The organism is Polaribacter sp. (genome assembly GCF_036480315.1).
Lineage (GTDB): Bacteria > Bacteroidota > Bacteroidia > Flavobacteriales > Flavobacteriaceae > Polaribacter.
The window spans coordinates 1-10,090 of the sequence record NZ_JAZGGG010000057.1; the positions used below are offsets into that span (position 1 = coordinate 1).

11 protein-coding genes and 1 pseudogene are annotated in these 10,090 nt (G+C 26.6%); 7 read left to right on the forward strand and 5 right to left on the reverse strand.

The window, feature by feature from the left end; genetic code table 11:
* Positions 1-203 precede the first annotated feature (203 nt).
* On the forward strand, positions 204-1,082 hold the full coding sequence (locus tag V3V28_RS11990) for a LytTR family transcriptional regulator DNA-binding domain-containing protein (RefSeq protein WP_331365251.1): 879 nt from the start codon (positions 204-206) through the stop codon (positions 1,080-1,082).
* A gap of 200 nt (positions 1,083-1,282) precedes the next feature.
* Here V3V28_RS11990 and tatA read toward each other — a convergent pair whose 3' ends face one another.
* The 4 genes from tatA to rnr all read right to left on the reverse strand — a co-directional run bounded on the left by tatA (position 1,283) and on the right by rnr (position 6,011).
* Positions 1,283-1,471, reverse strand: coding sequence for a twin-arginine translocase TatA/TatE family subunit (gene tatA / locus V3V28_RS11995; RefSeq protein ID WP_331365252.1), 189 nt, complete (start codon positions 1,469-1,471; stop codon positions 1,283-1,285).
* Between the two features lie 54 nt (positions 1,472-1,525).
* Positions 1,526-2,215, reverse strand: a complete 690-nt coding sequence (locus V3V28_RS12000; protein ID WP_331365253.1) for a head GIN domain-containing protein — start codon at positions 2,213-2,215, stop codon at positions 1,526-1,528.
* 107 nt (positions 2,216-2,322) lie between these two features.
* Positions 2,323-3,687 carry a T9SS type A sorting domain-containing protein gene (locus V3V28_RS12005; protein WP_331365254.1) on the reverse strand — a complete coding sequence of 455 codons (1,365 nt, stop codon included), beginning with the start codon at positions 3,685-3,687 and terminating at the stop codon, positions 2,323-2,325.
* Positions 3,688-3,785: 98 nt separating this feature from the next.
* Positions 3,786-6,011: a ribonuclease R gene (rnr, locus tag V3V28_RS12010; RefSeq protein WP_331365255.1), complete on the reverse strand. Its 2,226-nt coding sequence runs from the start codon at positions 6,009-6,011 to the stop codon at positions 3,786-3,788.
* 142 nt (positions 6,012-6,153) lie between these two features.
* Between rnr and V3V28_RS12015 the strand changes: the two genes are divergently transcribed.
* The 6 genes from V3V28_RS12015 to V3V28_RS12040 all read left to right on the forward strand — a co-directional run bounded on the left by V3V28_RS12015 (position 6,154) and on the right by V3V28_RS12040 (position 9,694).
* Entirely contained in the window at positions 6,154-7,083 is a 930-nt protein-coding gene (locus V3V28_RS12015; protein ID WP_331365256.1) for a diacylglycerol/lipid kinase family protein, read from the forward strand.
* 71 nt (positions 7,084-7,154) lie between these two features.
* Complete coding sequence (locus tag V3V28_RS12020; protein ID WP_331365257.1) at positions 7,155-7,328, forward strand: hypothetical protein; 174 nt, start codon at positions 7,155-7,157, stop codon at positions 7,326-7,328.
* A gap of 631 nt (positions 7,329-7,959) precedes the next feature.
* Entirely contained in the window at positions 7,960-8,388 is a 429-nt protein-coding gene (gene rpiB, locus V3V28_RS12025) for a ribose 5-phosphate isomerase B (RefSeq protein ID WP_331365258.1), read from the forward strand.
* A gap of 149 nt (positions 8,389-8,537) precedes the next feature.
* A complete protein-coding gene (locus V3V28_RS12030) occupies positions 8,538-8,978 on the forward strand; it encodes a GNAT family N-acetyltransferase (RefSeq protein ID WP_331365259.1) in 441 nt (146 codons plus the stop codon).
* Between the two features lie 10 nt (positions 8,979-8,988).
* Positions 8,989-9,156, forward strand: a complete 168-nt coding sequence (locus V3V28_RS12035) for a hypothetical protein (protein ID WP_331365260.1) — start codon at positions 8,989-8,991, stop codon at positions 9,154-9,156.
* Positions 9,157-9,475: 319 nt separating this feature from the next.
* Entirely contained in the window at positions 9,476-9,694 is a 219-nt protein-coding gene (locus V3V28_RS12040; RefSeq protein WP_331365261.1) for a transposase, read from the forward strand.
* Between the two features lie 282 nt (positions 9,695-9,976).
* On the opposite strand, the pseudogene V3V28_RS12045 reads toward V3V28_RS12040, so the two are convergent.
* Positions 9,977-10,090: pseudogene (locus tag V3V28_RS12045) on the reverse strand (IS982 family transposase); the annotation flags it as partial.

The following is a 10,090-nucleotide window of genomic DNA, read 5'->3' on the forward strand; positions in this document are numbered from 1 at the left end:
TTAATACCTCTAAAATTTTCTCGTAATTTGCTCTAAAGCTGTTCATCTATTTAAATGTTTGAAATTCAATTAAATATACGATTCTCTTAATCAATGAACAGCTTTTTTATAATGCACAACAGGTTTAATAAAACAAAAATTCACCTTTTCTATGAATAGAAAAGGTGAATTTTAATATAAAAAGTATTCATCAAAAAAAATAAATGAAAACTATTTCTAATTGGCTTTCAATGCCATATTACTTTAACCCAAACATTAGTTTTAAATTAAAAATGAGCTTTTTTCATGGCTTATTTATTTTTCTATTTCTTTATATTTTTAGACCTTTTTACCTTTCTCAATTTGATGTAATTATTCTAGAATACACTTTAGGTATTGGTATTATCGCTTTTTTAGGAACTTTTATTGTTTTATACATTCCTGCGCTTATTTTTAAAAATTATTTTAATGAAGATAATTGGACTGTAGGTAGAAATATCTTCTTAATGACGGTAGGAATTACATTTGTAGGGGTGTTTTTATGGTATTTGGGTGAAACCTATAAAGAACCATATAACTTAAGAAAATTAAGTCTTTTTGAATTTCTTTTATATACCTTTTTAGTTAGTTTAATACCGTTAACTCTCTTTATTTTTATAAATGAAAAAAATGTAAGAGAAAAAAGGAAAAAAAGAGCTGAAAAAATTAATACACATAACAAACTTAAACAACAGCAAAATAAGAATACACTAAAAGATACTATTATTATTTATTCTGAAAACAAAAAAGAGTTTATAGAATTTAATATTAAAAACCTAGTATATATTACTTCACAAGGTAATTATGCAAGTTTCTTTTTACTAAAAGATGATAATGATCTAACAGAAAAAATATTAAGAGTAACATTAACTAAAATTAATAAAGAGTTAGAAGAGTATTCTTGTATTATAAGATGTCATAAATCTTATATTATAAATTCTAAATTTATAAACGATATAAATGGAAACGCAAGAGGGTATTTATTGAAGTCTAATTACATTTCTTTTAAAATTCCTGTTTCTAGAAGCTTCAGTAAACAATCGTTAATTGGTTTATTAAACTAAACAATCTTCCTTTTCATCCCAAATATTGCAAAAACCTTCCTGTTTATAACATTTAATTGAAAATACAATAATGTAAGTCTATCTTTGCAGAGATTAATCGAATTAGAAACATTGGGGGATATTTTTAATTTGTAAAACTAAAAAACTCAACTTGTATAATACAAGTTGAGCTTTTTTTATACCTTTAAGTTTTTTAAAACTTACTTTTTTTCTTCTAAATTTTCTTCTGGTTCTTCTTTAGCAGCTTTTTTAAATTCTTTAAGTCCACCACCAATTCCTTTCATTAATTCTGGTATTTTTCTACCACCAAATAATAATAAAATTACCACAACTATAATAATTATTTGTGGTCCACCAATCATTCCAAAATATATAGATAAACTATTCATTATTTCTTGTTTTAATAATACAAAGATACAAAAAAGCATATAACACGCACTCTGTTAGTCTCTTTTTTGAATAATACCTCCAATAACTTTTTTATCTTTAGTTACTTCTGGGTTTCCTTTGTAAAAAATTGAACCTCCAAAACCAATTTTAGCGCTTAATGTTTTACCAGCTAAAACTTCTGCTTTTGCTCCTGTACCAGATTTTACAGTAGAATTACCAGTAGCTTTTAATCCAAAACCATGATATACACCATATAAATCTAAATCTATCTCTTGATTTTTTGCAGTACCCGTTAATTTAATGATTCCTCCAGAAGAGGCTCTAACCTTTAAATAATCTGATGTTGTCGTTAAATTAATAAATGCTCTTTCTTGTGCGTTTACTTCTACTTTAGTTTGATTAAAATCTTTACCAGTAATTGTTGCACCTTCATTAGCATCTACAATTGCAATGTCTTTATTGTAAAAAAGTTTAATTAAAATTTTTCCATCAGCAGAATTATCTGAAGGTTTTAAAGAAAAAGGTAAAGACAATTTTAATGTATTATTTACATTCTTAATTTTTACCATTTCAGATTTTTCACCAGTAATTTCTAGTTTTTGTTCATCAGATTTTATCAACTCTAATTCTATACCATTATAGACTTTTAAAGTTGTGTAATCTCCTAAATTTTTAGTCACTTTAGATTGTGCTACTAATACAAAACTGAACATTAGTGTATATATAAATACTATTCTTTTCATCATTATAAAATTTTGATTACTATACTTAAATCAATAAGTATACCACTATAAAGACTTTATTAGTCTTTTATTGTTGCAAAGATGAAAAAATTAATGAAACTAAAACTTTAATTCTTTATTATTTTTTTGAATGTAAAACCTTTATTTGTGATGATTTTTGTAAAGTAAATACCTTTTTGATACATTGATATATCAATTTTTGAACTTAAAGTAGAAATAATTTTCTTTCCTAATTGATTATAAATAATTACTTGTTTTAATAATAAATTATTTTTTAACTCTATAGATAAAACTTTTTTAACAGGGTTTGGGAATATTTTTGTAGAATAATTTACAAAGTCATTTACACCTAAAGTTAAACCACTTAAATCATAAACTTCTACCAAGGCACGAGATTGGTTTAATCCTAAAGCTAATGTATTAGCATCTTTAGATAAATGAAAATCTAATTTTGTGTTTCTTGAAACAACCCCTATTTCCTCCCAATCATTATTTTTAAACTCATAAATATGTGCAAATCCATTTTTCTTTTTTACAACAATAAATTTTCCGTCTCCAGACATAGATACCACTGCGTCTCTTTGTATATCAGTAATTTTACTTCCTTTCTGTATCCAAACATCGTTTATATTTTCATAAACTTTACAGTAACTATTCTCTGATGGAAAAGTAGATCCTGTTGTTGTAGGAGCAGCAATAACAATACTTGTTCCGTCTGATGACATCGAAATACTTTCTCCAAATTTATTTCCTGCTGCATCTCCAAGTAAATCAGTTCCTATTTGTGTCCAAATATTATTTATGTTTTTAAAAATCTTTACTTGACCAGAACTAGTACCATTTACATCGTTTAATGGTGTGCCAATTCCTATAATTGTTCCATCTGATGATAATGTAATGTCTGTTCCAAATTTATCAGCAGCAGCATCACCATTAATATCACTACCTATCTGAGTCCAAACATCATTTATGTTTTTAAAAACTCTAACATGTCCAGACTTACTTCCGTTAATGTCATTTAAAATAGCACTAGCGGCTACAATTGTGCCGTCTGATGATAGCGCTACTTTATATCCAAATTCATCAAAAGATTCTTTACCTTGTATTTGACTTCCTATTAATACCCAATTATCATTAACATATTTATAAATACCAACTGTTCCATTATCTAGATTTCCTGCTTTAATTGAACCCCCAGCTATAATAGTTCCATCAGAAGAAATTGAAACACTATATGGATGACCTGTAACACCACCTAACTGTACCCAATCATTGTTTTCAAACTTATAAACTTTAGTAAGCCCTGCGCCATTATATGGCCCACTAGCTACTAAAATATTTCCATCAGATGATAATGCTACAAAAGCTCTTGCGCTGTTCGTTGAAGATATTCCTGAAATAAGGCTTCCTTTTAAAACTTGTGAAAAACTTAAAAAAGGAATAAAAAAAAATAAAAGTAGTTTTGTTTTCATAATATTTGTTTGTTTTTACAAATATCAAGTAGATTTAAACCAAAAAAAATACGTCAAATGACGTATTTTTATAATTATCAATTTTTTTAAAATAATATTTATTCTTCTATTAAATTAAAGTATAAATGTTTACGTTCTAAATCTGTCTTTTTAACTTTAATTTTTACATCATCACCTAGTTGATATATTTTTTTAGATGATTGCCCAACAATAGCATATTGTTTTTCATCAAAAACATAGTAATCGTTTTTTATATCTCTAATTCTAACCATTCCTTCACATTTGTTAGAAGAAATTTCTACATAAATTCCCCACTCTGTAACTCCTGTAATTACACCTTCAAATTCTTCATCTTTATGATCTTGCATGTATTTAACTTGCATGTACTTAATTGATGATCTTTCTGCTTTAGAAGCAAGTTCTTCTCTATTTGAAGAATGTTTACATCTTTCTTCATAAGGAAGTGGTTTTGGCGTATCTCCGCCATCTAAATAATGCTGAAGTAATCTATGTGTCATTACATCTGGATAACGTCTAATAGGTGATGTAAAATGACTGTAATAATCAAAAGCTAATCCGTAATGCCCAATATTTTGTGTTGTATATTTAGCTTTAGACATTGTTCTAATGGTTAATGTCTCAATCATATTAGATTCTGCTTTACCATGCACATCACTTAAAAGCTGATTTAAAGATTCTGATGTAGATTCTTTTGTATCTGTATTAATCTTATAACCAAATTTACGAACCATGTTTTGTAAAGATGCTAGTTTTTCATCATCTGGTTCATCATGTATTCTGTATATAAATGTTCTATTAGTTGCTTTACCTTTAGAAAAACCAATAAATTCTGCTACTTTTCTATTTGCTAACAACATAAATTCTTCAATTAGTTTATTAGCATCTTTAGATTCTTTAAAGAAAACGCCAACTGGGTTTGCTTCTGCATCTAAATTGAACTTCACTTCTACTCTATCAAATGAAATTGCACCAGCTTTCATCCTTTTTTTACGAAGTATTTTAGCTAATTCATCTAACTTTAAAGTTGCTTCTACAATTTCTGGAGTTACTGTATACTCTTTATCAATAATAGAAATATCAGCTGGCATTGTATACGGTTTAATATCTTCTGATAATTTTACATTCTCTATAATAGATTGTGCTTCTTCATACGTAAAACGTTGATCTGAATACGTAACAGTTCTACCAAACCACTCACCAACTATTTGTGCTTTTTGGTTGATTTCAAAAACAGCAGAAAAAGTTAATTTTTCTTCATGTGGTCTTAAAGAACAGACGCCATTAGAAAGCATTTCTGGTAACATTGGTACTACTCTATCTACTAAATAAACAGAGGTTGCTCTTTTATAAGCTTCATCATCTAAAATAGTTTTTGGTTCTAAGTAATGCGAAACATCTGCAATATGAATTCCGATTTCGAAATTACCATTTTCTAATTTTGTAAATGATAATGCATCATCAAAATCTTTTGCGTCTTTAGGATCTATGGTAAAAGTTAAATCTTTACGCATATCTCTACGTTTAGAAATTTCTTTTTCTGTAATTTCTATTGGTAAGGATTCTGCTTCTTTTTCTACTTCTGGTTCAAATTCATACGGTAAATCATATTCTAATAAAATAGAATGCATTTCTGTATTATGTTCTCCTGGTTTACCAAGAACTGTAGTAATTTTTCCAAACGGATTTTTAGATTTTTTTGGCCAATCTATAATTTTAGCTTGTACTTTATCTCCATCTTGTGCACCGTTCATTTTATTTTCTGAAATAAAAATATCTGCGTACATTTTATGGTTATCTGGAATTACAAAACCAAAATTTTTGTCTTTATTCTTTTGTAAAACTCCAACAAAATCTGTTTTTGCGCGTTCTAAAACTTCTACAACATCTGCTTCCATTTTTTTACCGCTACGTTTTTTATAAACGTATGCTTTTACGGTATCTTGATGTAATCCTTTACCAAGATTATTATTAGGAATAAAAATATCATCTTCATAATCATCAGAAATAAAATAACCATTTCCGTTAGAAGTTACATCTAATGTACCAATATAATATTTTTTATCAACATTTACTTGAAACTTCCCTCTTTCTACTTCTTTAATTTTTTTATCAGCATTTAATTCTGCTAATTTCTGAATAATCTGATTTTTTCCATCAGTATCAGTAACTTTTAATTTTGCAGCAACTTGCTTATAATTATAAGATTTTGTGCTGTCTGTATTTAATACTTTAAAAATATTTCTAGTTAAGTCTTTTACAACATTCCCTTTCTTTTTAAATATTTTTTTCTTCTTTTTTGTCATTTATACTTTGTTATTTATGTTTCAGTTTATAATTTTTATACAAACTGAAGTACTCTGCAAATTACAATTATTCAATAGATTATATATTAAAAAAATGTTATGAATCTATTTTGTAATTTGGCTTATTATTAATTTATTTTTTATGTCTCATATTGATACTATCAATACTAATTCTTGGTTTATAATTGCAAACCCTACTTCTGGAAATCGGAATTTTTCTAAACTATGGAAGGAAATTCAGCAATTATTAAACAATAAGAATATTGACTATTCTTTTGCTTTTACAAAATTTTCTAAACACGAGGTTAAACTGGTTGATACTGCAATTCAACAAGGTTTTAGAAATATTATTTCCGTTGGTGGAGATGGAACACTACATCATGTAGTTAACGGAATAATGCTGCAAAGGTATGTAAAAACTTCTGATATAACTATTGGTGTAATACCTATGGGAACTGGTAACGATTGGATTAAAACATATAACATACCAAATTCAATTGAAAGCGCTGTTGAAATTATTAATAAAAAGGAAACTATTTTACAAGATATTGGTGTTTTAGAAACCGAAAATAAAACCATTTCTTATTTTAATAATGTTGCTGGTTTGGGTTATGACGGTTATATTGTTAATAAACTAAATTCTTTAAAAAGATTTGGTGCTATCGCTTATTTATTAAGCGGATTAGCGGGTTTATTATTTTATAAAAAAACAGTATTTAAAATTATTTTTGATGATAAAATAATAAAAACCAACTGTTTAATGACTTTATTCGGAATTTGTAAATTTTCTGGTGGCGGAATGCAATTCACAGAAAATGTAAATCCTTCGGATGGTTTATTAGATATTACCATTGCAAAAAACTTGAATATATTCGATTTAATTTACAACATAAAAAAATTATATAACGGAAATATAGTGCATCATAAAAAAATGGAAACTTATAAGACTAAAGAAATTACCGTAATTCCGCAAACTGCCAAGCCATTTATTCAAGCAGATGGTGAATTGATTGATACAGGAAAAATAACTGTAAAAGTTATTGAAAAAGCTATTTCTTTTTGTATTTGTTAAAGAAATCTTAAGAAAATTGTAACGTTTGTTAAAATGAAGCGTCTTTATAAAAAGAAGTTACAATTATTAAGATGAAAAATCTACGTAAAATTATCGCTTTATTCTTATTTATCTTTATTGCAGGCATTTTTGTTACTGTAATAACGGTAAATACTTCTTTAAATAAAACGGTGCATTCTAACGAAACTGTAGAAATTCAAAAAGACACGGTTTCTTTTTTAAAAATTGAAAGGAAAACGGTTTAATTACTTTTTCCACTTATTTTTCTTTTTCAAATTTTATTTTTACTAAACTTTACTGAATTCTTAAATTATAACTTTTAGAAAGAGAACGTTTTTTTATTTTTTTCACACTTATAAACATTCTATATTATAATACTATTTTATTTTATTAAATTTTAAAAAACTATGGTGGTTATAATAGTGTGTGAATAGCTACTATAAAATAATACCTTTTTACTTTTTAATATGAGTTATTAAAAATCATCTACATTTTATGAGGTAGGTAAAGTATTAAAAATCAATTAAATTTTAGAGTTGTTAACAATAGTTATAAACAGTAATTAACTAAAAATACTTAGTAGTTAATAACCTAATCTATGTAAATAAATTGTAAATTTTATGTTGATAAACTTTTATCAAAAACTAATAAAAAAAGTTGTGTATGTGATGTTACTCGCTGTATTGTAATAAAAATTAGATTCACCAAATAAAGTTACGAGTTTCTCATTACAACTTCTTAACATTCTCTTAAAACGCTAAAATCTTAAAAATTAAAGAGTTATTAAAAATGCTAAAATTAACGTTGTTTATAACTGTTGATAACCGTTAGTTTCTGTATTTTTGTAGCAGACAACTAAATTAAAATCAATCTATTATGACAATTGCCATTGGTAACGATCACGCCGGAACAGAATACAAATTCGAAATTATAAAACATTTAGAAGAAAAAGGTTATAAAGTGCTAAATTTTGGAACAGATACAAATGATTCTATGGATTATCCGGATGCAATTCACCCAACTGCAGATGCGGTTGAATCTGGTAAAGCAGAATTAGGAGTTATTTTATGCGGAAGTGGTAATGGAGCACAAATGACAGCAAATAAACACCAAGGTATTAGAGCTGCATTGTGTTGGAATAATGAATTGGTTGCATTAACAAAACAACATAATAATGCAAACATACTTACAATTCCTGCACGTTTTGTGTCTTTACAACAAGCTATTGGTTTTGTAGATATTTTTCTTGCTACAGAATTTGAAGGTGGAAGACATGGTAATAGAGTTGATAAAATTTCTTGTTAATTATATAAAACTTCTCGATATAAAATTCTTAAAAAAGAATTTCACTCGAAGTAATATTATATTTATTTAAACTAAAAAAATAACTGTCAGTTCGAGTGAATTTATGAAGAATTAATAAATTTTTATAGAGAACTATTTTACTTTAATATATGAACTTTATAACAAAATCATTTAGCGAATTAAATACAACAGAATTATACAAAATTCTTCAATTACGTTCTGAAATCTTTGTAGTAGAACAAAATTGTGTATACCAAGATTTAGATTTTAAAGATCAAAAATCATTACATATTTTTGGGTTAAAGAATGATAAAATAGTTGCGTACACACGTATTTTTAAACCAGGAGGTTATTTTAAAAATTCGAGTATTGGTAGAGTAGTAGTTGCTACAGAGGAACGTAAATATGGTTTTGGGCACGATTTAATAAAAGCATCTATTGAAGCTATTAAAACTCATTTTAAAGTTACTAAAATTACTATTTCTGCGCAAGTATATCTTCAAAAATTTTATGAATCTCATGGTTTTATAAAAGTTGGTGAAGATTATTTAGAAGACGGAATTCCGCACATTAGAATGAATAAAAATTAAAAATAAATTTATGAGTAAACCACTTCAATATTTTATAATATTAATAAGTATAGGTTCAATATTTTTCTCTTTATATGCAATCTTTAAAGGTCAAAAAGTTTTAGATGCTTTAGGAGGTGTTGTTATTGGAGTTAGTTTATTAGGTGTTTTATATTTTGAAAAGAGAAAGAAAGAGTAGTTATTCATTCTCTTTCTTTTTTAATCAAAAAGAATTCCTCGAGACTCTGCCTCGGGGTTTAGCTGAAAAGTTTGAAAAACGGAGAGTTTTTTATAACACTTTTTAAAAGTGTAATTTCGATTTATGTATGGGATAACATATTTTCAAAAGACATAACAAAACGTTACTATTTTATCATTTATTTTTTCCTTTGAAGTACAGTAAATCAGTTATAAATGATGAAATAGGAAAAGGTTTAAAACATATTTGTGTAGAAATATCAGCACGCTATGAAGTTCATTTTTTAGTTCAAAGTGTTCCAAATTATTAGGTTTCAAAAATGATAACAATGTTAAAATGTATCACATCAAAAGAATTGTTCAAAAGGTATCCAGAGATTAAGTTGAAACTGTGGGGAGGAAAATTTTTGACAAGTGGTTATTATGCAAACACTGTTGGTCAATATTCAAATGAGAAAGTTATAAAGGCATATGTAAAAAATCAAGGAATGGAAAAAGAATACATAAAAGTTCATTCTGATCAACTAACTTTATTTTGATACCTCGATGGTTCTGCCTCGGGGTAGTTCATTGCTTGAAGTATTTTGTCGTAATTTGCTTGAAAGTTGTGCATCTTAAAATTGTTGTGTAGGAACTTCAATTTACTGTTATTTAACAGCTTGCGCAACTTTTTTACATTATCATCCTAAATGCACAACGGGTGATAAAGAATTAAGTTTTATCATTCTTTTTAGTCATTTTATAGATTAAAAAACCAAAACCAACTACAAAGTGTACTATTATTACTGCAGCTACAATATATAAAGTCACCCGTTGTGCATTTAAATAATACTAATTTTTAAGTTGTTAATATTTCTATCAAAAGTAAACTTATTAATGAATTGAATAATTGTTAATGAGGTTAATTTTGAGAGTATTCTAGTCTTAAAACCTTG

Coding starts and splice junctions, on each gene's coding strand:
- V3V28_RS11990 (WP_331365251.1), top strand. CDS start 204: ATGAAAACTATTTCTAATTGGCTTTCAATGCCATATTACTTTAACCCA.
- tatA (WP_331365252.1), bottom strand. CDS start 1,471: ATGAATAGTTTATCTATATATTTTGGAATGATTGGTGGACCACAAATA.
- V3V28_RS12000 (WP_331365253.1), bottom strand. CDS start 2,215: ATGAAAAGAATAGTATTTATATATACACTAATGTTCAGTTTTGTATTA.
- V3V28_RS12005 (WP_331365254.1), bottom strand. CDS start 3,687: ATGAAAACAAAACTACTTTTATTTTTTTTTATTCCTTTTTTAAGTTTT.
- rnr (WP_331365255.1), bottom strand. CDS start 6,011: ATGACAAAAAAGAAGAAAAAAATATTTAAAAAGAAAGGGAATGTTGTA.
- V3V28_RS12015 (WP_331365256.1), top strand. CDS start 6,154: ATGTCTCATATTGATACTATCAATACTAATTCTTGGTTTATAATTGCA.
- V3V28_RS12020 (WP_331365257.1), top strand. CDS start 7,155: ATGAAAAATCTACGTAAAATTATCGCTTTATTCTTATTTATCTTTATT.
- rpiB (WP_331365258.1), top strand. CDS start 7,960: ATGACAATTGCCATTGGTAACGATCACGCCGGAACAGAATACAAATTC.
- V3V28_RS12030 (WP_331365259.1), top strand. CDS start 8,538: ATGAACTTTATAACAAAATCATTTAGCGAATTAAATACAACAGAATTA.
- V3V28_RS12035 (WP_331365260.1), top strand. CDS start 8,989: ATGAGTAAACCACTTCAATATTTTATAATATTAATAAGTATAGGTTCA.
- V3V28_RS12040 (WP_331365261.1), top strand. CDS start 9,476: ATGATAACAATGTTAAAATGTATCACATCAAAAGAATTGTTCAAAAGG.